The following is a 21,601-nucleotide window of genomic DNA, read 5'->3' as shown; positions in this document are numbered from 1 at the left end:
CCTGAAAATTAAGTGTTGAGGCAACCGCCCCCTTCGCGAGCAAGCCCGCTCCCACATGGGAATGCGTTCCAAAGTGGGAGCGGGCTTGCTCGCGAAGAGGCCGGGACAGCCAACCTAGATTCCGCAAAGCTGACGCAACAAATCGGTATCCAGATGCTGCTCTACCAGATCCGCCAACCGCTCGATATCGCGCTCGCGCAAGCCGTGGTAATCCACCTCCTGCACATCGCTCAACCCGGCCCAGCGCAGCAACGCGGCACTGGCTTGCGGTGATTCAAACAAGCCGTGCAGATAAGTGCCGAACACCTGCCCGTCCAGACTCTGCGCGCCGTCGCAACGACCGTCATCCAGATGCACCGCCGCATTCTCCAGCGCCGGCCCCAGCGTCACGCCCGCATGGATTTCATAGCCACTGACCTCGGCGTTTTCCAGCGCCAGATGCCCACGGACATTGCGCAACTGCTTCTCGGCTTCCAGCGTGGTTTCGAACGCCAGCAAACCGAGGCCGGCACTGGAACCCGGCGCGCCTTCGAGGCCCAGCGGATCGTGCACTTGCTCGCCGAGCATTTGCAGACCGCCGCAGATCCCCAGCAACTTGCCGCCATAGCGCAAGTGCCGATTAATCGCCGCGTCCCAGCCGTTGGCGCGCAGATACGCGAGGTCGCTGCGCACGCTTTTCGAGCCCGGCAGGATGATCAGGTCGGCAGCAGGAATCGCCTGCCCCGGGCCGATGAATTGCAGGTCCACTTGCGGATGCAAACGCAGCGGATCGAAATCGGTGTGGTTGCTGATGCGCGGCAGCACCGGCACCACCACTTTCAGCACTTGCTCGGCCTTGCCGGTCTGGCGCTGGTCGATGCCGTCCTCGGCCTCCAGATGCAGGTCCATCACGTATGGCAGCACGCCCACCACCGGTTTGCCGGTGCGCTGTTCCAGCCAGTCGAGGCCCGGTTGGAGCAAGGCGATGTCACCGCGAAAACGATTGATGATGAAACCTTTGACCCGTGCCTGTTCGCTCGGCGAAAGCAACTCCAGCGTGCCGACCAGATGCGCGAAAACGCCGCCGCGATTGATGTCGGCGATCAGCAGCACCGGGCAATCCACCGCTTCAGCAAAGCCCATGTTGGCGATGTCACCGGCACGCAGGTTGATCTCGGCCGGCGAGCCAGCGCCTTCGACCATCACCAGCGGATATGCCGCGCTGAGTCGCTGGTGCGACGCGAGCACCGCTTGCATGGCGATGGCTTTGTAGTCGTGATACGCCACCGCGTTCATGCTGGTGACCGCACGGCCATGGATGATTACCTGCGCGCCGGTGTCGCTGTTGGGCTTGAGCAACACCGGGTTCATGTCGGTGTGCGGTTCGAGATGCGCGGCTTGCGCCTGCACCGCTTGAGCCCGGCCGATCTCGCCGCCGTCGGCGGTCACCGCGCTGTTGAGCGCCATGTTCTGCGGTTTGAACGGCACCACCGCCACGCCCTGACGGGTGGCCCAGCGGCACAGCGCCGTCACCAGCGTGCTTTTACCGGCGTCGGACGTGGTGCCTTGCACCATCAGCGTGGTCATTTCGATTCCTTGGCAAAGGCTTGCAGCGCCTGTTCGAGACGCGCTTCTTCAGCGGCGTTGGCAGGCAGGCCAAAACGCAGGCTGCTGTTATGGGTGAAGATGCGCAGGAGGATGCCGCGTCGGGCCATGAACTCGTGCAGCGCAGGCGCGTGCTCGGTGATCCGCCACTGAAACAACGCGCAACCGCCCTGAGGTTTGAAGCCATAGCGCTCCAGCAACAACGCGAGGCGCTCACTGGCTTCATCGCTGCGAATGCGTTGCCGGGTGTGCGCTTCGGTGTCTTGCAGGCAAGCCTGACCGAGCACCCGCGTCGGCCCGCTCACCGCCCAGGGCCCGACCTGTTCCGCGAGCAATCTGAGCAATTTGCGTTCGGCCAGCACAAAGCCAAGACGCACCCCGGCCAGACCGAAAAACTTGCCGAACGAGCGCAATACGATCAGGCCAACGTGATGGGTATGCGACGCCAGACTCAGCTGCGGCGTGTTGTCCATGAACGCTTCATCGACCACCAGCCAGCCGCCGCGTTGAGCCAGCCGCGCGTGCCAGTCGAGCAGCCGCGCCGGGGTCAGGCTCAGACCCGTGGGGTTGTTCGGATTGACCACCACCAGCACGTCGAGGCTGTCGAGAAAGAACTCGACTTCCTGCTCCAGCACTTCGCGCACGATGTAACCACTGCGACGCCAGGCTTCGGCGTGCTCGGCATAACACGGCGACAACACACCGACCTTGCCGGCGCGGCGCAAACGCGGCAGCAATTGGATCGCCATCTGCGAACCGGCCACCGGCAGCACCTGCGAAGCGCCGTAGTAATCGCACGCGGCCTGCTCCAGCCCGTCGTCGGTTTCCGGCAAGCGTGCCCAGGCGCGCAGCGGAATCTCCGGCACCGCAAACGGCCACGGCGCGAGGCCGCTGGACAAGTCGAGCCAGTCGGCCTCGGCAATCCCGTAATCGAGTGCAGCCTTGCGCAGCCGGCCACCGTGCTCAAGCATAGAATTCAGCCCCCACGCAGAGAATCAGCAGCCATAACCATACCCCGCGCTGGACCAATTGCCAGCCGCGATCAATCGAATCGGCATCCGCCGGCGCACCTTCGCCCAGTTGCGGACGCTCATGCAGTTCGCCGTGATAGATCGCCGGCCCGCCCAGTTCGACATTCAACGCACCGGCACCGGCCGCCATCACCGGACCGGCATTCGGGCTGTCCCATTGCGGGCCCTGGCTGCGCCAGCATTTCCAGGCGAGCCGGGTGTTGCCCAGCAGCGCGTAGGTCAGCGCCACCAGCCGGGCCGGAATATAGTTGAGCACGTCGTCGATTTTTGCCGCGCACCAGCCGAAGCGCTCGAAGCGTTCGTTGCGATAGCCCCACATCGCGTCGAGCGTATTGCTCAGGCGATAGAGCACCACGCCCGGCGCACCGGCCACGACAAACCAGAACAACGCGGCGAACACCGCGTCACTGCCGTTCTCCAGTACCGACTCGGTGGCCGCGCGCGCAACAGCGGTGCTGTCCAGTTCGCTGGTCTGGCGGCTGACCAGATAGCCGACACGCTTGCGCGCTTCTTCCAGATCATCGGCGCGCAAGGCGGCGGCTACCGGCGCGACATGCTCACCGAGGCTGCGCATGCCGAGGGCGCAATACAGCGCCAGAATCTCGACGATCCAGCCCACGTACGGTGCCCAGGAAAACGCGGTGGCGAGCAAGGTCAGCGGCAGCACCGCGATCACCCACGCGGTGACCCCGTGACTGCGCCAGCCGCGCCCGCCCGCATTGAAACGGCGCTCGATGCGCCCGGCAAAGTTGCCGAACGCCACCAGCGGATGCCAGCGTTTCGGTTCACCCAGCAGCGCATCCAGCGCGACTGCGGCGACACTCAACAACGCCACACTCATTGACTCACTCCCCAATAATTTTCGTACAGCAACTCATTGAGCAGGCGCGACTGCGCCCACCCTTCGAGTACCAGCATCGGCGCCGGATAGAATTCCTTGACCGGCCCCAGGCACAACACTGCCAGCGGCTTGGCCCCGGCCGGCAACTGCAGCAGATCGGCTAGTGCCTGCGGTTCGAACAGCGACACCCAGCCCATGCCCAGTCCTTCGGCACGGGACGCCAGCCACAGGTTCTGAATCGCGCAGGACAGCGAGGCCATGTCCATTTCCGGCAGCGTGCGACGGCCGAAAATGTGTTTTTCGCGATCGTCCATCAGAGCTGCGACCAACACTTCGGCACAGTCGTTTATGCCTTCAACCTTGAGCTTCATGAACTCATCGCTGCGCTCGCCGAGAGCTTCGGCGGTGCGGATGCGCTCTTCTTCGACGAGGTTCTGGATCTGCCCACGCAAGGCGCGGTCGCTGATGCGGATGAAACGCCATGGCTGCATCAGACCGACGCTGGGCGCCTGATGCGCGGCTTCGAGCAGACGGCGCAGCAGCTCCGGTTCGACCGTACCGCCGGTGAAGTGGCGCATGTCGCGGCGTTCGGCGATGGCTTTATAGATCGCTGTGCGCTCGGCCTCAGTGTATGCGTTGTCGCTCATGGCCTCTTCGCGAGCAAGCCCGCTCCCACAGGGGTTAGGTGATCCAATGTGGGAGCGAGCTTGCTCGCGAAGGCGGCCTTGAGGTCTGGCGCAAACAATGCAGCAATCGCCGTCGGATTCGACGGAAAGTAGAAATGCACGTACGACGCCGTCATCCGCCCTTCCCGATAAACCGCCTCGGCCCCACGCCCGCCGTTCGGGCTCAGGCCCCGGGCAATCGGCGTCAGCTCGGTGCTGGTCAGGGAATGGTGATAGGTGTGCCCACGCAGCGAGCCCTCCGGCAGATCCACCGCTTGCAGTGCCAGTGCCGCCAGACGTTTTTGCATCACCGCCTCACCGCGCAGCAGGCCGACCAGTTCGGCGCGATTGCCGTCGACATCGGTCAACGCGTCGAGCAGATAGAGCATGCCGCCGCATTCGGCGAGCAGCGGTTTACCAGCGGCGTGGTGCGCACGGATCGCATCGAGCATCGCGGTGTTTTGCGCCAGCGCGACATGGTGCAATTCCGGATAACCGCCGGGCAGATACAGACTGTCGGTCTCGGGCAATTGCGTATCGCGGATCGGCGAGAAGAAACTCAACTCGGCGCCCATCGCCCGTAGCAGGTCGAGACTGGCGCCGTAGGTGAAGGCAAAGGCCTCATCGCGAGCGACAGCAATGCGCACGCCGTCGAGCAGCGGTTCAGCGCTGATCATTTCAGGCGCGGCGAATTCCACGGCCGGTGGCAGCGCTACCTCGCAACTGCTGGCCAAGGCTTCGGCGGCGGCGTCGAGACGCAGATCCAGATCATTCAGTTCACTGGCCTGCACCAGACCGAGATGGCGGCTCGGCAACTCGATCCCGGTTTCCCGGGACAATGCGCCGTACCAGCGCAAACCTTCGGTGAGGCTGCCTTCGAGCAATTGCGCATGACGCAAAGTGCCGACACGGTTGGCCAGCACGCCGGCAAACGGCAGGTCCGGCTGATAACGCGCCAGCCCCAGCGCCAAGGCACCAAAGGTCTGGGCCATGGCGGTGCCGTCGATCACGCCGAGCACCGGTACGCCAAAATGCCGCGCCAGATCGGCGCTGGACGGCGTGCCGTCGAACAGGCCCATCACGCCTTCGATCAGGATCAGATCGGCTTCGGCGGCGGCTTCCCATAACAGACGGCGGCTTTCCTGCTCGCCGACCATCCACATGTCCAGTTGATACACCGGCGCACCGCTGGCGCGCTCGAGAATCATCGGGTCGAGGAAGTCCGGGCCGCACTTGAACACGCGCACCTTGCGCCCCTGGTTGCGATGCAAGCGCGCGAGCGCGGCGGTGACGGTGGTCTTGCCCTGACCGGAGGCCGGCGCAGCGATGAGTACCGCCGGGCAGTGACGTGGTTGATTCAAAGTTCGACGCCTTTCTGCGCTTTGATGCCGGCCTGGAAGGCGTGTTTGAGCATGCCCATTTCGGTAACGGTATCGCCCATCTCGATCATTTCCGGCTTGGCCGCACGACCGGTGACGATTACGTGTTGCATCGGCGGACGCGCCTGCAGGTCGCTGAGCACTCGATCCAGATCGAGGTAGCCGTGCTTGAGGGCGATGTTCAGTTCGTCCAGCACCACCAGGCCGATCGACGGATCACGCAGCAGCTCGCGGGACACGGCCCAGGCGGCTTCGGCGGCGGCGATGTCACGTTGGCGGTCCTGGGTTTCCCAGGTGAAGCCCTCGCCCATCACGTGAAAGCGCACTTGCTCGGGGAAGCGGCGGAAGAACAGTTCTTCGCCCGTGCTGTTGCGACCTTTGATGAACTGCACCACGCCGCACTGCATGCCGTGGCCCATGGCGCGGGCGAGCATGCCGAACGCCGAGCTGCTTTTGCCTTTGCCATTGCCGGTCAACACCAGCACCAGGCCGCACTCGTCAGGCGAATTGGCGATGCGTTCGTCGATCACGGCTTTTTTGCGCTGCATACGCGCCAGATGGCGTTCGTCGCGCTCGGGGGAATCGGTCATGGGGGAGCTCTCCGTTGAGGCTGGATAACGGCGGGCAGGCACAAGAATAGACGGCAAAAAGCCTGGCATCGCCCACCGTGATGCCGCTGGATGGATCAGGCCGGTCTCCGGGCTCATGAGCGGCGCATCGCCTGACTGCGCGCCTTCCCGCGTCTGTCGACACAGTGGCTCAAGGCGCAGTTTTCACTCATTTACCGTTGCGGGGGCAGCGCCGGGATCGTGATCGTTCTTCGCCTGAAGACAACCCTCACCGGCTTCCCTGTTTCACTCTGTCGACATGCGTCACAGAGCACCTGAAACAAGCCGCGAAGGTTAGAGGGTTGGGGGTGGAGCGTCAATTAAAGAGGGGGCCGTCGGGCGAATAACTGCCGTCGATCAATTATCTGACGCCAATCTTGTGCCACACTGAGACAAGTGATATCAAAGAGCCATGCTTTTGATTGAAAAGCACATCACAACAATAAGGATGATGACGATGCAAGGCATGATCATCAGCAACCCGCGCCTGGAATTCCTGCGCCCGATGCTTGAACGCTGGTTTGACTGTATCGACCGCTACAACGCCATTCGCGGCGACAACGACACCCCTTACTGGCATGACGAGAAAGCCAATCTCGGCTTGCTCTCCGCGGCAGCCTGGATGGCCGAGCTGGTGACCCTTTGTGATACCTCGACCCGAAAGCAGAACGAGGATGGCGAGCGTAATGCCCGCGCCGATCTGTTCATCGCCGGCGCCGAAGACCGCGCCTACCTTCAGGCCACCCAGCGCTGGCCACGGGTCAACAACCTCAATCTGACCCAGGCCCTGCTGGACATCACCAGCGACGCCAAACGCATCAGTTTTGCCAGCGACCTCAAGCTCGGTTGCCTGTTCGTCGCCCCGCAAAAAGCCCAACACAGCGCCAGCCCCGAAGAGTTGCAGGACATGGTCGACGACCTGCAAAAGGAACACTGCTGCGCAGTGGCCTGGTATTTCCCCTACGCCTACCGCAAGTTGCGCAGCGAAGCGGGTAACTATCACCCAGGCATCGCCGTGCTGTTCAAAGAGGCCCGTGGTTGAGCGGTTGAACCATCGGGTGCGCGCACTCCTCTATGATTAGGCATGCATTCATAGGGAAGATCAGTAATGCGCAAAACCCAACTCGCTCTCGTCATCGCCCTCGCCGGAGGGCTCGCCGCCTGCGGTGAATCCTCCAGCCTGCAAGTTTCTGACGGCACCGGTCCGTCGCCGAAGCTGCCTGAACCAAACAAAACCCTGATCCCGACGGTGAACATCGCCCCGGCGGTCGGCTGGCCTGCAGGCGGTAAACCGACCGCCGTAGCCGGTACGCAAGTCGCAGCATTCGCCGAAGGCCTCGATCATCCGCGCTGGCTCTACGTGCTGCCCAACGGTGACGTGCTGGTGGCGGAAACCAACGCTCCGCCCAAGCCTGACGACAGCAGCGGCATTCGTGGCTGGGTGATGAAGAAAGTCATGGGCAAGGCCGGCGCTGGTGTGCCGAGCCCGAACCGCATCACCCTGTTGCGCGACGCCGACCACGACGGCGTGGCCGAGACCCGCACGGTGTTTCTTCAAAATCTCAATTCGCCGTTTGGCATGACCCTGGTCGGTAACGATTTGTACGTCGCTGACACCGATCGCCTGCTGCGCTTCCACTACGAATCCGGCGCGACCGAGATCAAGACCCAGCCGATCAAAGTCACCGATCTGCCGGGCGGCACGCTGAACCATCACTGGACCAAAAACGTCATCGCCAGCAATGACGGCAGTAAGCTGTACGTCACTGTCGGCTCGAACAGCAACGTCGGCGAGAATGGTCTGGATAAAGAAGAAGGTCGCGCCGCGATCTGGGAAGTCGATCGCGCCACCGGCAACCACCGGATCTTCGCCTCGGGCATCCGCAACCCCAACGGCCTGGCGTGGGAGCCCACGACAGGCGCGCTGTGGACAGCGGTCAATGAGCGTGACGAGATCGGCAGCGACTTGGTGCCGGACTACATCACCTCGGTCAAGGACGGCGGTTTTTACGGCTGGCCATTCAGCTATTACGGTCAACACGTGGATGTGCGAGTAAAACCGCAGAATCCGGATCTGGTGGCCAAAGCTATCGCCCCGGACTACGCCGTCGGCCCGCACACTGCCTCGCTGGGCCTGACCTTCGCCGAAGGCAACAGCCTGCCGGCGCAGTTCAAGGAAGGCGCGTTCATCGGTCAACACGGCTCGTGGAACCGCAAACCGCACAGTGGTTATAAAGTGATTTTCGTACCGTTCGCGGCCGGCAAGCCGAATGGAGCACCGGTGGATGTGCTGACCGGTTTCCTCGACAAGGACGAGAACGCTTTGGGTCGCCCGGTAGGCGTGGTGATCGACCAGCAAGGTGGTTTGCTGGTGGCGGATGATGTGGGGAACAAGGTTTGGCGGGTGTCGGCCGCTAAATAAATCAGGGCCCGACACATAACAAATGTGGGAGCGGGCTTGCTCGCGAAAGCGTCAGGTCATTCAACATCATGGGTGAATGACACACCGCATTCGCGAGCAAGCCCGCTCCCACATTTAGATTTTCAGCGTTTACGGGTTATGCGCCAGATGCTCCGGCTGCAACACCCGCTTGGCACTCAGGTACGCCTTCTGCCAGTACGCCTTCGACAGACTGTCCAGCTTCACCGTGCCGCCGGTGGCCGGCGCGTGCACGAAGCGCCCTTCCCCGACGTAGATCCCCGCATGACTGACCTGCGAGCCGCCATTGGTGGCGAAGAAGATCAGGTCGCCGGTCTGCAAACCCTCTTTGCCGACATTCGGCGCCTGCATCACGATCATCTCGCGCGTCGAACGCGGCAAAGAGATACCGGCAGCATCGCGGTAGACGAAACCGATCAGGCCACTGCAATCGAACCCGGAATCCGGTGTGTTGCCGCCCCAGCGATAAGGTGTGCCAACCAGGCCCAGCGCGCGAAACAGCACGTCTTCAGCAGCCGGCGAAAAAGCCTGGGAAGGCCCGAACACCACCGGGGCGCGTACCACGGGAGCAGGCGGCGGAGTGCGGCTGGCGCAGGCGCTGAGCAGCGCTGCGAAGAAAATCACTGTGAGGCGGGCCGACATCGTCATAAGCAGAACATCCTGATCTGGCTGCGGCTTTCTCTGCCGAATGGACAGAAACAAAACCGCCTGCGGAGCACGCAGGCGGTTTGCCATCAATATAGATACAGGATTCTAGCGGCTACGCGGCAAACTTCAAGTAAGACTTTAACTTCACCTTGTAAAGTCTAGGTCTACTCCCTTGCCGGGCACCGTTTTTGTCGCCACGGACGTGGCGACAACGGGGGAATTACTTGCGAGCGGTGACCACGGTCGGAGCCATCGCGAGGGCGCGCTTGGCTTCGATGAAGGTCTTGCTCCAGTAGCTGTCACCCAGGCTGTCGATGCGAACACCGCCGCTGCGACGACTGCTGGAGTGGATGAACTGATTGTCACCCAGGTAGATCCCGGCGTGGCTTACACGACCGCGACGACCATTGGTGGCGAAGAACAGCAGATCGCCCGGCTCAAGGTTGCCGCGCGAGACCAGAGGCGCATCGACGTTGATCATTTCACGGGTGGAGCGCGGCAGATTCATGCCGGCTTCTTCGCGGAACAGATAACCGATGAAACCGCTGCAGTCGAAGCCGGCTTCAGAGGTACCGCCGAAACGGTAACGGGTACCGATCAGGGACATGCCGCGTTCAAGGATACTGTCGGCCAGAACCGGGAGCTCGTACGGCTTCTTGTTGAAGTCCGAGAGTTCTTTTTCGGTGTCCAGCTCTTCCTGGTAAATAACGGAAGACTGGGCAGTGGCAGAATTTTTAACCTGCTGAGGCTGCTCTTGAACTGGAGAATGAGCAGCGCAACCGAACAACAGGGTGACGAGTGCGAGAGGCACGAGGGGTGCGAAGCGATTTAGCATGGGCACGACCGTGGCTGAAGTTGTAAAGAAGCCGAGACTATGCCCGCTATCGGCCTCATTTGCAAATTCAATCGATCTTTTTGTGACTTCCCGGTTTCTCGTTTACATCTAAGCGCTTAAGCCCATTTGACTCGATACGCGGTCTGCATACGTTGCGGAAACGCGAATTTTCTGGCGCCTGAAATATGTCGAAACGTGCTGAAAGCCTCGTATTTCAAGGGCTGGCTACCAACCGAGGGTCTCTTTCAGGAACGGAATCGTCAACTTGCGTTGCGCCTGCAACGAGGCCTGATCCAGCTGTTCGAGCAGGTCGAACAATGCACTCATGCTGCGGGTGCCGCGAGTCAGAATAAAGTGTCCGACTTCATCGGTCAGATGCAGACCGCGACGCGACGCGCGCAATTGCAGGGCACGCAATTTGTCTTCATCGGAGAGCGGACGCATCTGGAAGATCAGCGCCAGGGTCAGGCGCGATTTGAGGTCAGCCAGCTTCACCGGCAGCTCGCGCGGCGAGGTTGAAGCGGCAATCAGCAAACGTCGACCGCTGTCACGCAGGCGGTTGAACAGATGAAACATCGCCTCTTCCCACTCCGGCTTGCCGGCAATCACCTGCAAGTCATCCAGGCAGACCAGTTCGTACTGCTCAAGGTTGTCGAGGATTTCGATACCACGATCCATCAGCTCGGCCAGCGGCAGATACACCGCCGGTTCACCCATCTGCTCGAAACGCAGACATGCCGCCTGCAAAAGATGCGTACGCCCTACCCCATGCTTGCCCCACAGGTAGATGAGGCTTTCGGTCCAGCCGGCGTCGGCTTCGCATAGGCGCTCGACATAGCCGAGTGCAGCGGCATTGGCGCCTGGGTAGTAGTTGATGAAGGTGGCGTCGTCACGCAGACGCACACCTAGGGGCAGCTGAATCGGTTTCATGCTGACTGAACAGTTCTCAAGGAACCGTTAGTGGCCTCTGTGTAAAGTTTGCGAAGTTTATACCCGTGAAGCTGAGCGCACAATGCGACAGACCCCAAGCAAAATCAAAGGTTTGCGTTAACACGCTGGTTTTATGACAGTTTCTCTGACGCGGTATCGAAACACCCCGCCGCAAAACACGGGCCAACCCGGCACAATGCCGGGCCGCCCGTGATCGGATTACAACTCGGGATCATCTGCCCCGCTGTAAATATCCGAGTCCTTGTACAAATCGTGCACGTGACGCACCAGCACCATGATCACCGCCGCCACCGGCAATGCCAGCAGCACACCGGTAAAGCCGAACAGCTCGCCGCCGGCCAGGATCGCGAAGATCACCGCCACCGGATGCAGGCCGATCCGGTCGCCGACCAGCAGCGGCGTCAGCACCATGCCTTCCAGCGCCTGCCCGACCATGAACACCGCAACGATGCCGATCATCGGGTACAGGTCGCCACCGAACTGGAACAGCCCGGCAATCAGCGCCGCGCCAATACCGATCACAAAACCCATGTACGGCACGATTGCCGCGAGGCCTGCGATCAGGCCGATCAACAGCCCCAGTTCCAGACCAACAATCATCAGGCCCGCTGCGTAGATCACGCCCAGCGCCAGCATCACCAGCAGTTGCCCGCGCACGAAAGCGCCGAGCACTTCGTGGCACTCACCGGCGAGCGAGACGATGGTTTCTTCACGATCACGCGGCAACAGGCTGCGGATCTTGGCCATCATCACGTCCCAGTCGCGCAGCAGATAAAAACTCACCACTGGGATCAGCACCAGATTCGCCAGCCAGCCGATCAGCGCCAGACTCGAGGCCGTCGCCTGACTCAGCACCACACCGACGATGTCAGTGGTCTGCCCCATGTGTTCGCTGATCGCCGCCTTGACCTTGTCGAACTTCCAGAAGCCGTCAGACAGGCCCAGCTTCGATTGCGCCCACGGCAGCGCCGTGTGCTGCAGCCAGTCAAGCATTTGCGGCGCCAACTCATACAAACGCACCAACTGCTTGGCAAGCATCGGCACCAGCACCAACAGCAACGTGGTGACGATCAGAGTGAACAAGGCGAACACCGCGATCACACCCCAGGTTCGCGACAAACCGAGTTTCTCCAGCCGATCCACCAGCGGATCGAACAGATACGCCAGCAGCAACGCCACCAGAAACGGCGTGAGGATCGGATGCAGCAACCAGACAAATGCGCAAAGCAGGACTACCCCACCGAGCCAGAACCAACGCCGCGTATCGGCCATTTACCACTCCCACTGCTTCTATATAAGGAAAGACTTACCAGCGAAACCGCAACGAAGGTGCTACCGGTGCAGGCGCTGGAGCCGCAACAGGCGCTGCACCTGCCACCGCTGGCTGCGGCGCTGCCACTGGCGTCGGTGCTTCGGCCGGCAACTCCTGCAACTTCGCCAGCGACAACTGCGCGCGCAACTGATCGGCACTGCCGTTGACCCGATACACGATGCGATCACCATCGACACTTTGCAGACGCACACCGAACGGTTCGAGTAACCGCAGCAGCGTGGCGTAATGCTCAAGATTCATGCCCTGCACTTCCAGGGTCTGTTGGCCCGAAGCACCAGGCTTGGCGACAAAGCGCGGCGCCAGACGCTCGGCCACCGCCAGCATCACCGCATCGGCCACGGCAGCCTGATCGGCGCCCTGCACACTGCCGGCCTCTTTCTGATCGCCCAGCCACAGATGCCACTTGGCCTGCCACTGCCCGCTCTCTTCGTGCGCATGCACCGCCAGCAACGCATCCGCGCCGTAACGCTCCGAAGCGCCGCTTAATGGCGCGGGATCGGTGCCATCCAGCACTGGCGCGGTAGCCACCAGTTGCTCACTCAGATCCGCCAGCGGCAGACGCAGCGGCAAGCCGCGATGCTGAGCCGCAGAACGCAATGGTGCAGCCGCTGCCTGACCGTCGCCGACCAGGCTCGAACCTTCAGTCGAATCGTTCAGCCACCAGCTCAGAATCGACGGCCGACTCGCCCCCCACAATGACAGCCCGGCGCGACGCAGCGCCTGCTCGGTGGTGGCCGGATCGAAATCGACCTTGAGCACCTCCGGCGGCCCGGCATCGAAACCGAACTGACTGATGATCTGCTGCGGATCCTTGCGAATCGCCGCCAACCCCGGATTCTGCGGAGCCTTGGGGTCACCGGTCAGGCGCAACACCAGCGTATCCAGTGCCGCCTGAGTGGCGCGATCACGCTCCTCCGGCGCTTGGCTGCTGACCGGCTGGCGCACTTGATAGAGACCCTTGAGGTTTTCGGCATGACTCGCCAGGCTGACCAACGACAAACAACCCACAACCAACAATTTACAAAAACGCATGGAAAATTCCCGTCGACAGGAGCGGCTGGAACAGGCCGCGTGAACCGGTTAAGCAAGGCTGTGACAATCTGCCATCGCAAAACATTCACACGCTAGCGGTAAGTTTTTGCACAGTGATAACGATAGACGGTTAATCGGCACACCTTATACAGGCAGCCGCCCGGCACAATTGCAAAAAATTTCAGTCGATTATGCCCCTGCCCGTCGGCGCGAGGATGGCCGCTGCCCCTCAAGCCTGATAAAATCGCGCGCCTTCGCAGACCGGCAACAGCCGGGCACCCCGAAATTCGCGTAAGGCCATCGCCCTCTCGATTTCGATGTTCCCGCTGAACTCGGTCGTTACCCCTGAATCCCCTCCCCTAAAGGCCTGGATCATGAGCAAGCAACCCTCCCTGAGCTACAAGGACGCCGGTGTAGACATCGACGCCGGTGAAGCATTGGTCGAACGCATCAAGAGCGTCGCCAAGCGCACTGCGCGCCCGGAAGTCATGGGCGGCCTGGGCGGTTTCGGCGCCCTCTGCGAGATCCCGGCCGGTTACAAACAGCCGGTGCTGGTTTCCGGTACTGATGGCGTCGGCACCAAGCTGCGCCTGGCGCTGAACCTGAACAAGCACGACAGCATCGGCCAGGACCTGGTCGCCATGTGCGTCAACGATCTGGTGGTGTGCGGCGCAGAACCGCTGTTCTTCCTCGACTACTACGCCACCGGCAAGCTGAACGTCGACGTAGCTGCCACCGTGGTCACCGGTATCGGTGCAGGCTGCGAACTGGCTGGCTGCTCGCTGGTCGGCGGCGAAACCGCTGAAATGCCTGGCATGTACGAAGGCGAAGACTACGACCTGGCCGGTTTCTGCGTCGGCGTCGTGGAAAAAGCCGAAATCATCGACGGCTCGAAAGTCGCCACCGGTGATGCACTGATCGCCCTGCCATCCTCCGGCCCGCACTCCAACGGCTACTCGCTGATCCGCAAGATCATCGAAGTGTCGGGTGCCGACATTGAAACCGTTCAGCTCGACGGCAAGCCACTGACCGAACTGCTGATGGCCCCGACCCGCATCTACGTGAAGCCGCTGCTCAAGCTGATCAAAGACACCGGCGCGGTCAAAGCCATGGCCCACATCACCGGTGGCGGCCTGCTGGACAACATTCCGCGCGTTCTGCCAAAAGGCGCTCAGGGCGTGGTTGACGTGGCCAGCTGGACTCGCCCGGCGGTCTTCGACTGGCTGCAAGAGAAAGGCAACGTCGACGAGACCGAAATGCACCGCGTACTGAACTGCGGCGTGGGCATGGTGATCTGCGTGGCTCAGGAGCACGTTGAAGTGGCCCTGAACACCCTGCGTGACGCCGGCGAACAGCCTTGGGTCATCGGCCAGATCGCTGCCGCTGCCGAAGGCGCTGCCCAGGTTGATCTGCAGAACCTTAAGGCTCATTAATGTCCGCAACCTGTGATGTCGTGGTGCTGTTGTCCGGCACCGGCAGTAACTTGCAGGCTCTGATCGACAGCACGCGGACCGGCGACAGCCCGGTCCGCATCGCTGCGGTGATTTCCAACCGCGCCGACGCCTACGGCCTGCAACGCGCCAGTGACGCGGGTATCGCCACCCGCTCGCTGGATCACAAGGCGTTCGAAGGTCGCGAGGCCTTCGATGCTGCCCTGATCGAACTGATCGACGAATTCAAACCGAAACTCGTGGTACTGGCCGGCTTCATGCGCATTCTCAGCGCTGATTTCGTGCGCCACTACCAGGGTCGCCTGCTCAATATCCACCCGTCCCTGCTGCCCAAATACAAAGGGTTACACACTCATCAGCGCGCGCTCGAGGCCGGCGATGCGGAACACGGCTGCTCCGTGCACTTCGTCACCGAGGAACTCGATGGTGGACCACTGGTCGTACAGGCAGTAATACCGGTAGAGTTGCACGACACGCCGCAGACACTTGCGCAGCGAGTGCATGTCCAGGAACACCTGATCTACCCGATGGCTGTACGCTGGTTTGCCGAAGGCCGACTGGCACTCGGTAAGCAAGGTGCTTTACTGGATGGCCAGTTACTCGCGGCCAGCGGCCACTTGATTCGACACTAGGAGATTTTATGCGTCGCGCCCTGCTCTTCGCTTGCGCTCTGTTCGCCCTGCCTTTCGCGCAGGCGGCAGACCTTCAACCGTTCTCCGCCAGCTACACCGCCGACTGGAAACAGTTGCCCATGAGCGGCACCGCCGAACGCAGCCTGACCAAGGAAGCCAACGGCGTCTGGAAACTCAGCTTCAAGGCGTCGATGATGATCGCCAGCCTGACCGAAGAAAGCACGCTGACCCTGGACAAGGACACCCTGCTGCCACAGTCCTACCACTTCGAACGTGGTGGTCTGGGCAAAGCAAAAAAGGCTGATCTGGACTTCGACTGGAACAGCAAGATGGTCACCGGCACTGACCGGGGCGACGCGGTAAAGATCCCGCTGAACCGTGGCATGGTCGACAAGTCGACCTATCAACTGGCGCTGCAGCACGACGTCGCCTCCGGCAAAAAGACCATGAGCTATCAGGTGGTCGATGACGGTGAAGTCGACACCTATGACTTCCGTGTACTGGGTGCCGAGAAAGTCGACACCAAGGCCGGCAAGATCGATGCAATCAAGGTCGAGCGCGTGCGTGACCCGACACAAAGCAAGCGCATCACTGTGCTGTGGTTCGCCAAGGACTGGGATTACCTGCTGGTCCGCCTGCAACAGGTTGAAACCGACGGCAAGGAGTACAACATCATGCTCCAGGACGGCACGGTCAACGGCAAAACCGTTAAAGGCAGCTGATCCGCCGCTACACCGAAAGCCCCGCAGATGCGGGGCTTTTTTGTGCCTGCGATTCCCAGGCGACACACAAATACTGTGGGAGCGGGCTTGCTCGCGAAGGCGGCCTGCCAGCTAACGAAGATGTATCTGATACAACACCTTCGCGAGCAAGCCCGCTCCCACAGGGGGTGAGTGCAATCGTCAAGGGTCAGCTCAGACCGAAAATCTGGCCACCATATTGTTCAAATCCACCGCCAGCCGCGACAACTCCTGGCTTGCCGCACTGGTCTGATTTGCCCCCGCCGACGTCTGCATCGCCAGATCGCGGATGTTCATCAGGTTGCGGTCCACCTCCCGCGCCACCGCCGCCTGCTCTTCCGAGGCGCTGGCGATCACAAGGTTGCGTTCATTGATCAAGGTGAATGCCGAGGCGATTTCCTCCAGCGCCGACCCCGCAGCCTTGGCCAGCTCCAGGGTCGAATTGGCGCGGACGCTGCTCTGTTGCATCGAACTGACCGCCGAATCGGTACCCTGCTGGATGCCACCGATCATCTGCTCGATTTCCTGGGTCGATTGCTGGGTGCGATGGGCCAGCGCCCGCACCTCATCGGCCACCACCGCGAAGCCACGCCCGGCATCCCCGGCCCGCGCCGCCTCAATCGCTGCGTTCAGTGCCAGCAGATTGGTCTGCTCGGCAATCGAGCGGATCACGTCGAGCACTTTGCTGATGCCGTGAACCTTCTGCGCCAGATCCTCGACCTGCGTGGCATTGGACGTGACATCGTCAGCCAGGGACTGGATCGAAGTCACCGTCTGATTGACCTGCTCGCGACCGTGCTGGGCAATCCGGTCAGACTCGCGCGACGCCTCGGAAGTCGCCACGGCGTTGCTCGCGACCTCTTCCACGGCAGCGGTCATCTGATTGACCGCCGTGGCGGCCTGCTCGATCTCCAGGCTTTGCTGGTGCAGCCCGCGCGTGGCGTCCTCGGTGACGCAACTCAGTTCCTCCGAGGCCGACGCCAACTGGCTGGACGACTCGGAAATCTGCCGGATGGTGTCGCGCAGGTTGTGCTGCATGCTTTTCAGCGCCTGCAGCAGCCGCGCCGGTTCGTCTTTGCCGGAGATACTGATATCGCCAGTCAGATCTCCACCAGCCACCACTTCCGCCACGCCGAGTGATTGCGCCAGCGGCAGGACGATGCTGCGGGTCAGCAACAACGCCAGACCGATGGTGATCAGCGCGGTGATGCCAATCATCACCCCGACCCACACCCGCGAATTGATGAAAACCAGGCGCGCGGCTTCGGTGGCAAGATTGGCATTGTGCTTGTTCAGCTCGACCAGCTCTTTCAGGGTGACCGCCATGTCGTCGGCCAACGGGCTCATTTCACCGTTGAGAATCGCCGCCGCCTCCTCCACCCGATTCTGTGCGGACAACTGCATGACCTGCGCCTGAAACTCCAGATACTGGTGCTCGGCAACCTTGAAGCGGTCGAACAACTTGCGCTCTTCGGGCAGCACGATCAACACGTCATAGCGTTGTTGGGCTTCGCTCAACACACCGCGCAGGTCATTGAGCTTGGCGACATTCTGCGCCAGCGCCTGCGGGTCACGATTGAGCAGCAGGCGCATGGTCAGCGCACGCAGACGCAACATGTCCTGACTCATCTCGCCGACCGCCATCACGCTCGGCAGCCAGTTGTTGTCGACCTCATCAGACTGGGCGCGCATGTTCGCCATTTGCAGCAGGGCGAACGCCCCCAGGGCAAACACCATCAGCGCCAACACACCAAAACCCAGGCCGGCTCGCGGCGCGATATTGAGACTACGGATGCTCATGACTCTGGTTCCTTCCAAAAGCGCTGCATCAACCCTGCAGCTGGTTGCTTTAGAAGGTATCGGCCCGGCGAAAATTTGCGTAAGACCAAAAGGTGATATCAAAAGGCCTTGATACTTCGAACCCTCGGCATTAACGATTCAGCGCGGTTTCCCGGACTTTGCCGCTGTTCGCGGCAATATCGCCAGGAAGTTATCCCGGGCGACTTTACGTGCAACGTCTTCGGGCAATGCATCAAGGAACGGCGTGAAGCTGCGCATTTCCTGACCGAGTTTGTTGAATCGACCTACAACATCCGAACCCAGCATGAAGCGCTCAGGATATTTCTCGACCAAGGCCAGCCATTCCGCACGCGGCTTGCCCTGCTCGTCCAGCAGGTACGGTGTGAGCATGCTCCACGACAGATCGATGTACAGATTCGGATAAGCCTCAAGCATCCGACTCACCGTGGGCAGGAGAAAATCCAGTTGCGTCTGGTGCCGATGAATTTCCGCGCTGGTGCCGGCGTGCGCCCAGATGAACCGGGTGTGCGGGTGATTACGCAGGGGTTCTTCGATTTCCTTCAAGTACAGCGGATTTTTCTCACGCTTGGAGGTGATGTTGGAATGCAGCATCACTGGCAGATCGTTTTCGGCAGCCAGGTGATAAATCCGCTTCATCGCCTCGTTATTGGCCCGTGGCGTGTCGCCGGCGGTCAACGCCGTCAAGTCATCATGGCGGGTGAACACTTCACCAATGCCCTGCCACAGCCCCGGATACAGATCGAGCATGCGCTGGATGTGCGCGGCGGAGTTCTTGTCATTGGGGTTGAAGCCTGAAAGGAACGGATGGAAGTGCAGTCGCTGCTCCGAAGTCAGCTTTTGCACGGCATCGGCAACGATCACATCGGTGGCGCTGTACCAGTAGGCATCGGCATCATCGCCGGCGTAATAGCGCGGACGCTTGGGTTCGTCCTCGTGCCACTTCTTCGCCACGGGAATACCGGAAATCATCACATGGTCGATGGAATTGTCCTGCATGGCCGTGAGCAATTTCGCCATGCCGGCGGTTTCCTGGAAAAAATCCACGTAGTGCAAGTGCGCATCGCTGTAGGTGTAATCGCGGGCGCTGGCGCTACCGGCGAATGCCAGCAGGCAGGCAAGACTCAAACGAAACAAGGACACAAGTAATCTCCGGCAGGTAGGCATAGCCTAGACCCTGAGCCGATCACAAGGGTTCATCCTGCAGGAAAGTGGAACGCGGCTCTGTAGGAATGCTCTATAACTGCAAGGTCCTTTTTTGATCGAACGACTTTTTCCTACTGCCAGTGAGGTTGCCATGACTGTTACCGTCAATACCGTCTCCGCCGAAGGTTTTCGTCACACCGTACAGATCGATGACTACGAATTGTTTGCCGACGTGCCGAAGTCTGCCGGCGGCGAGGGCTCGGCCCCCGAGCCACACGACTACTTCGACGCCGCGCTCGGTGCCTGCAAGGCACTGACCCTGAAGATGTACGCAAAGAAGAAAGACATCCCGCTGACCGGCGTGGGTGTCGAGGTCAAACGCGACAACAGCGAAGAGCAGAAAGGCAAATACGCCCTGCACGTGACGCTTACCCTCAAGGGCGTCCTCAACGATGCCCAGCGTGAAGAGTTACTGCGCGTGGCTGATCGCTGCCCGATCCACAAACTGATGACTACCAGCGACGTCAGCATCGAAACCCACGCCCCACAAGGCTTCGACAGCCAGTAATCACCCTCTTGCCAGCGGCGGGTTATGCTTCTGGCATCACCCGCTCAGCCTGGAATGCACCATGGATACGCAACCACTGATCATCCGCCCGCGCGCCGAAGACGTCGAAGGCCAGCCGATCCTGCGCCCGCTGCCGTCAGCCAAATGCCGCAGCATCGGGCCTTTCGTGTTTTTCGACCACATGCTCGAAACGGTTTATCCGACGGGCAAAGGCATGAACATCCGACAGCATCCGCACATTGGTCTGTCGACCCTGACCTACCTGTTTGAAGGACAGATCCAGCACAAGGACAGCCTCGGCTCCGATCAGGTGGTCAGTGCTGGCGATGTCAGCTGGATGACCGCGGGCAGTGCGATTGCCCACGTCGAGCGCACGCCCGAGCCGCTGTGGGAGCAAAGCTTCACCATGCACGGCTTGCAGATCTGGCTGGCCTCGCCCAAGGATCACGAGCAAGGTCCGGGACATTACAGCCATCACCCGGCGGCAACCTTGCCGGTCAGCGATAACCTTGGTGTGCAGATCCGGATGATCGCCGGGTCAGGCTTTTGCCTGGAATCGCCGGTGCCGGTGCTTTCTCCTACGCTGTACGCCGAAGTAAAGATGCAGACCGCAACCACTTTGCTGATCCCGACCGAGCACGAAGAACGCGCGATTTATGTGCTGAGTGGCGATGCGCAGTTGAATGGCGAGCCCCTCGAACCCCATGCGCTGGCGGTGTTGCCGGCCGGGGAACAGATGAGCCTGTTTGCCGAGGGTGATGTACACGCGGTGGTGTTTGGCGGCGCGCCGCTGGACGGGCCTCGGCGGATCAACTGGAATTTTGTCGCGAGCGATCCGGCGGCGATCGATGAGGCACGGCACAAGTGGGCGGCCGGGGATTGGCCGACGGTGCCGGGGGAAGTGGAGCGGATTGAATTGCCGCGTTAAGTCTTTACCCTCACCCCAGCCCTCTCCCGGTGGGAGAGGGAGCCGACCGAGGTATCTGGCGTCATACATCGACCTGAAAAATCCTGGCGATTATGGATTCACTAAGGCACTTTCAGGTCGGCGTAATCCTTGAGCATCCCCCGATCAGTCCCCTCTCCCTTTGGGAGAGGGTTAGGGTGAGGGGGCTTTTAGCTTTCCAGGCTTCAGGCTTTGAACACTTCATCCAGCAAATCATGCATCGACTTGAACGCACGCTTGGCGGTCTTCGCGTCGTACATCATCTTGCCCGGCACATTGGCATGCGGATCGGTAAACGAATGCACCGCACCGCCGTAGCTGAGCAACTGCCAATCGACCTTCGCCGCGTTCATTTCATCTTCGAACGCCGGCAATTGCTCCTTCGGCACCAGCGGGTCGGAGGCACCGTGCAGTACCAGCACCGAGCCCTTGATGTTCTTTGCGTCCGCCGGATTCGGCGAGTCCAGCGTACCGTGGAACGACACCGCCGCCTTCACTGGTGCACCGGTGCGCGCCAGGTCCAGTGCACAGCAACCACCGAAGCAGAAACCGAACACCGCCAGTTTTGAGGTATCAACCGCCGCCTCACCCTGCTGCTGCAACTGCTCGAACGCTGCCTGCATGCGCTTACGCAGCAGTGCGCGGTCGTTCTTCAGCGGCATCATCGCCGCGCCGGCCTCGTCAGCGTTCTGCGGACGTACTGCCTGGCCATACACGTCAGCAATCAACACCACGTAGCCCTTGGCCGCGACCGACTTGGCGATCTCCTCCGCACCGGCGCTGACACCCATCCAGTTCGGCGCCATCAGCAGGCCCGGGCGCGCGCCCTTGTGCTCGGTGTCGAACGCCAGACGACCTTCATAGGGCTGGCCATCCAGCTGATAGACCACGGAACGTACAGTAACTTGGCTCATTTCTGACTCCTGATTAGTTAAACACCAGAATGAAAAAAC

Annotated in this window: 21 protein-coding genes and 1 riboswitch; of the genes, 7 read left to right on the top strand and 14 right to left on the bottom strand. The window is 61.2% G+C overall.

Features of this window, described 5'->3' with window-relative positions:
* Positions 1 to 114: 114 nt before the first annotated feature.
* From E3Z29_RS11300 to cobO, 6 genes are read right to left on the bottom strand one after another with little or no spacing between them, the layout of a single operon-like run.
* Positions 115 to 1,566 carry a cobyric acid synthase gene (locus E3Z29_RS11300; protein ID WP_134785791.1) on the bottom strand — a complete coding sequence of 484 codons (1,452 nt, stop codon included), beginning with the start codon at positions 1,564 to 1,566 and terminating at the stop codon, positions 115 to 117.
* Entirely contained in the window at positions 1,563 to 2,555 is a 993-nt protein-coding gene (gene cobD / locus E3Z29_RS11295) for a threonine-phosphate decarboxylase CobD (RefSeq protein ID WP_134785790.1), read from the bottom strand. The genes E3Z29_RS11300 and cobD overlap by 4 nt, the downstream gene beginning before the upstream one ends.
* Positions 2,548 to 3,456: an adenosylcobinamide-phosphate synthase CbiB gene (cbiB, locus tag E3Z29_RS11290; RefSeq protein WP_134785789.1), complete on the bottom strand. Its 909-nt coding sequence runs from the start codon at positions 3,454 to 3,456 to the stop codon at positions 2,548 to 2,550. The genes cobD and cbiB overlap by 8 nt, the downstream gene beginning before the upstream one ends.
* On the bottom strand, positions 3,453 to 4,103 hold the full coding sequence (bluB, locus tag E3Z29_RS11285) for a 5,6-dimethylbenzimidazole synthase (protein WP_134785788.1): 651 nt from the start codon (positions 4,101 to 4,103) through the stop codon (positions 3,453 to 3,455). Before bluB ends, cbiB begins: the two co-directional genes overlap by 4 nt.
* Positions 4,100 to 5,482: a cobyrinate a,c-diamide synthase gene (locus tag E3Z29_RS11280; RefSeq protein ID WP_134785787.1), complete on the bottom strand. Its 1,383-nt coding sequence runs from the start codon at positions 5,480 to 5,482 to the stop codon at positions 4,100 to 4,102. The genes bluB and E3Z29_RS11280 overlap by 4 nt, the downstream gene beginning before the upstream one ends.
* The gene (cobO, locus tag E3Z29_RS11275; protein ID WP_041074346.1) at positions 5,479 to 6,090 is read right to left on the bottom strand and encodes a cob(I)yrinic acid a,c-diamide adenosyltransferase; all 612 of its coding nucleotides are present in this window, start codon (positions 6,088 to 6,090) and stop codon (positions 5,479 to 5,481) included. Before cobO ends, E3Z29_RS11280 begins: the two co-directional genes overlap by 4 nt.
* An 80-nt stretch (positions 6,091 to 6,170) precedes the next feature.
* Positions 6,171 to 6,402: riboswitch (cobalamin riboswitch) on the bottom strand.
* Between the two features lie 163 nt (positions 6,403 to 6,565).
* Between cobO and E3Z29_RS11270 the strand changes: the two genes are divergently transcribed.
* Together E3Z29_RS11270 and E3Z29_RS11265 are read left to right on the top strand one after the other, a co-directional pair.
* A complete protein-coding gene (locus E3Z29_RS11270; RefSeq protein ID WP_027614056.1) occupies positions 6,566 to 7,150 on the top strand; it encodes a hypothetical protein in 585 nt (194 codons plus the stop codon).
* A 66-nt stretch (positions 7,151 to 7,216) separates the two neighbouring features.
* Positions 7,217 to 8,530: a sorbosone dehydrogenase family protein gene (locus E3Z29_RS11265; RefSeq protein ID WP_134785786.1), complete on the top strand. Its 1,314-nt coding sequence runs from the start codon at positions 7,217 to 7,219 to the stop codon at positions 8,528 to 8,530.
* A gap of 129 nt (positions 8,531 to 8,659) precedes the next feature.
* On the opposite strand, the gene E3Z29_RS11260 is transcribed toward E3Z29_RS11265, so the two are convergent.
* The 5 genes from E3Z29_RS11260 to E3Z29_RS11240 form a co-directional block, all read right to left on the bottom strand.
* Positions 8,660 to 9,196: a C40 family peptidase gene (locus E3Z29_RS11260; protein ID WP_027614054.1), complete on the bottom strand. Its 537-nt coding sequence runs from the start codon at positions 9,194 to 9,196 to the stop codon at positions 8,660 to 8,662.
* Between the two features lie 220 nt (positions 9,197 to 9,416).
* Entirely contained in the window at positions 9,417 to 10,031 is a 615-nt protein-coding gene (locus E3Z29_RS11255) for a C40 family peptidase (protein ID WP_007962885.1), read from the bottom strand.
* A gap of 225 nt (positions 10,032 to 10,256) precedes the next feature.
* A complete protein-coding gene (gene hda, locus E3Z29_RS11250; protein ID WP_134785785.1) occupies positions 10,257 to 10,961 on the bottom strand; it encodes a DnaA regulatory inactivator Hda in 705 nt (234 codons plus the stop codon).
* 219 nt (positions 10,962 to 11,180) lie between these two features.
* On the bottom strand, positions 11,181 to 12,254 hold the full coding sequence (locus E3Z29_RS11245) for an AI-2E family transporter (RefSeq protein ID WP_134785784.1): 1,074 nt from the start codon (positions 12,252 to 12,254) through the stop codon (positions 11,181 to 11,183).
* A gap of 34 nt (positions 12,255 to 12,288) precedes the next feature.
* The gene (locus tag E3Z29_RS11240) at positions 12,289 to 13,347 is read right to left on the bottom strand and encodes a DUF2066 domain-containing protein (protein ID WP_134785783.1); all 1,059 of its coding nucleotides are present in this window, start codon (positions 13,345 to 13,347) and stop codon (positions 12,289 to 12,291) included.
* Between the two features lie 374 nt (positions 13,348 to 13,721).
* Here E3Z29_RS11240 and purM point away from each other — a divergent pair, with 374 nt between their 5' ends.
* Genes purM through E3Z29_RS11225 form a run of 3 tightly spaced genes read left to right on the top strand, consistent with a single transcriptional unit; the run spans position 13,722 to position 16,152 of the window.
* The gene (purM, locus tag E3Z29_RS11235; RefSeq protein ID WP_134785782.1) at positions 13,722 to 14,780 is read left to right on the top strand and encodes a phosphoribosylformylglycinamidine cyclo-ligase; all 1,059 of its coding nucleotides are present in this window, start codon (positions 13,722 to 13,724) and stop codon (positions 14,778 to 14,780) included.
* The gene (gene purN / locus E3Z29_RS11230; protein WP_027614050.1) at positions 14,780 to 15,430 is read left to right on the top strand and encodes a phosphoribosylglycinamide formyltransferase; all 651 of its coding nucleotides are present in this window, start codon (positions 14,780 to 14,782) and stop codon (positions 15,428 to 15,430) included. Before purM ends, purN begins: the two co-directional genes overlap by 1 nt.
* A gap of 8 nt (positions 15,431 to 15,438) precedes the next feature.
* Complete coding sequence (locus E3Z29_RS11225; protein WP_115990387.1) at positions 15,439 to 16,152, top strand: DUF3108 domain-containing protein; 714 nt, start codon at positions 15,439 to 15,441, stop codon at positions 16,150 to 16,152.
* Between the two features lie 192 nt (positions 16,153 to 16,344).
* On the opposite strand, the gene E3Z29_RS11220 is transcribed toward E3Z29_RS11225, so the two are convergent.
* Both E3Z29_RS11220 and E3Z29_RS11215 read right to left on the bottom strand, forming a co-directional pair.
* Positions 16,345 to 17,970, bottom strand: coding sequence for a methyl-accepting chemotaxis protein (locus E3Z29_RS11220; RefSeq protein ID WP_134785781.1), 1,626 nt, complete (start codon positions 17,968 to 17,970; stop codon positions 16,345 to 16,347).
* Positions 17,971 to 18,108: 138 nt separating this feature from the next.
* Complete coding sequence (locus E3Z29_RS11215) at positions 18,109 to 19,155, bottom strand: amidohydrolase family protein (protein ID WP_372241209.1); 1,047 nt, start codon at positions 19,153 to 19,155, stop codon at positions 18,109 to 18,111.
* Between the two features lie 130 nt (positions 19,156 to 19,285).
* On the opposite strand from E3Z29_RS11215, the gene E3Z29_RS11210 reads away from it, so the two are divergent.
* Positions 19,286 to 19,702: an OsmC family protein gene (locus E3Z29_RS11210; protein ID WP_134785779.1), complete on the top strand. Its 417-nt coding sequence runs from the start codon at positions 19,286 to 19,288 to the stop codon at positions 19,700 to 19,702.
* A gap of 61 nt (positions 19,703 to 19,763) precedes the next feature.
* Positions 19,764 to 20,630, top strand: coding sequence for a pirin family protein (locus E3Z29_RS11205; protein WP_098967878.1), 867 nt, complete (start codon positions 19,764 to 19,766; stop codon positions 20,628 to 20,630).
* A gap of 203 nt (positions 20,631 to 20,833) precedes the next feature.
* On the opposite strand, the gene E3Z29_RS11200 is transcribed toward E3Z29_RS11205, so the two are convergent.
* Complete coding sequence (locus tag E3Z29_RS11200; RefSeq protein ID WP_134785778.1) at positions 20,834 to 21,562, bottom strand: dienelactone hydrolase family protein; 729 nt, start codon at positions 21,560 to 21,562, stop codon at positions 20,834 to 20,836.
* Positions 21,563 to 21,601: the final 39 nt, after the last annotated feature.

Origin of the sequence: Pseudomonas sp. S150 (assembly GCF_004526365.1) — a bacterium.
GTDB classification, from domain to species: Bacteria; Pseudomonadota; Gammaproteobacteria; order Pseudomonadales; family Pseudomonadaceae; genus Aquipseudomonas; species Aquipseudomonas putida_A.
The sequence above is the reverse complement of the archived record's forward strand: the minus strand, read 5'-3'. Positions and strand labels throughout refer to the sequence as shown.

What these genes read in the sequence shown, in the direction of transcription:
- E3Z29_RS11300 (WP_134785791.1), bottom strand. Translation starts at nt 1,566, where the DNA reads ATGACCACGCTGATGGTGCAAGGCACCACGTCCGACGCCGGTAAAAGC.
- cobD (WP_134785790.1), bottom strand. Translation starts at nt 2,555, where the DNA reads ATGCTTGAGCACGGTGGCCGGCTGCGCAAGGCTGCACTCGATTACGGG.
- cbiB (WP_134785789.1), bottom strand. Translation starts at nt 3,456, where the DNA reads ATGAGTGTGGCGTTGTTGAGTGTCGCCGCAGTCGCGCTGGATGCGCTG.
- bluB (WP_134785788.1), bottom strand. Translation starts at nt 4,103, where the DNA reads ATGAGCGACAACGCATACACTGAGGCCGAGCGCACAGCGATCTATAAA.
- cobO (WP_041074346.1), bottom strand. Translation starts at nt 6,090, where the DNA reads ATGACCGATTCCCCCGAGCGCGACGAACGCCATCTGGCGCGTATGCAG.
- E3Z29_RS11270 (WP_027614056.1), top strand. Translation starts at nt 6,566, where the DNA reads ATGCAAGGCATGATCATCAGCAACCCGCGCCTGGAATTCCTGCGCCCG.
- E3Z29_RS11265 (WP_134785786.1), top strand. Translation starts at nt 7,217, where the DNA reads ATGCGCAAAACCCAACTCGCTCTCGTCATCGCCCTCGCCGGAGGGCTC.
- E3Z29_RS11260 (WP_027614054.1), bottom strand. Translation starts at nt 9,196, where the DNA reads ATGACGATGTCGGCCCGCCTCACAGTGATTTTCTTCGCAGCGCTGCTC.
- E3Z29_RS11255 (WP_007962885.1), bottom strand. Translation starts at nt 10,031, where the DNA reads ATGCTAAATCGCTTCGCACCCCTCGTGCCTCTCGCACTCGTCACCCTG.
- hda (WP_134785785.1), bottom strand. Translation starts at nt 10,961, where the DNA reads ATGAAACCGATTCAGCTGCCCCTAGGTGTGCGTCTGCGTGACGACGCC.
- E3Z29_RS11245 (WP_134785784.1), bottom strand. Translation starts at nt 12,254, where the DNA reads ATGGCCGATACGCGGCGTTGGTTCTGGCTCGGTGGGGTAGTCCTGCTT.
- E3Z29_RS11240 (WP_134785783.1), bottom strand. Translation starts at nt 13,347, where the DNA reads ATGCGTTTTTGTAAATTGTTGGTTGTGGGTTGTTTGTCGTTGGTCAGC.
- purM (WP_134785782.1), top strand. Translation starts at nt 13,722, where the DNA reads ATGAGCAAGCAACCCTCCCTGAGCTACAAGGACGCCGGTGTAGACATC.
- purN (WP_027614050.1), top strand. Translation starts at nt 14,780, where the DNA reads ATGTCCGCAACCTGTGATGTCGTGGTGCTGTTGTCCGGCACCGGCAGT.
- E3Z29_RS11225 (WP_115990387.1), top strand. Translation starts at nt 15,439, where the DNA reads ATGCGTCGCGCCCTGCTCTTCGCTTGCGCTCTGTTCGCCCTGCCTTTC.
- E3Z29_RS11220 (WP_134785781.1), bottom strand. Translation starts at nt 17,970, where the DNA reads ATGAGCATCCGTAGTCTCAATATCGCGCCGCGAGCCGGCCTGGGTTTT.
- E3Z29_RS11215 (WP_372241209.1), bottom strand. Translation starts at nt 19,155, where the DNA reads ATGCCTACCTGCCGGAGATTACTTGTGTCCTTGTTTCGTTTGAGTCTT.
- E3Z29_RS11210 (WP_134785779.1), top strand. Translation starts at nt 19,286, where the DNA reads ATGACTGTTACCGTCAATACCGTCTCCGCCGAAGGTTTTCGTCACACC.
- E3Z29_RS11205 (WP_098967878.1), top strand. Translation starts at nt 19,764, where the DNA reads ATGGATACGCAACCACTGATCATCCGCCCGCGCGCCGAAGACGTCGAA.
- E3Z29_RS11200 (WP_134785778.1), bottom strand. Translation starts at nt 21,562, where the DNA reads ATGAGCCAAGTTACTGTACGTTCCGTGGTCTATCAGCTGGATGGCCAG.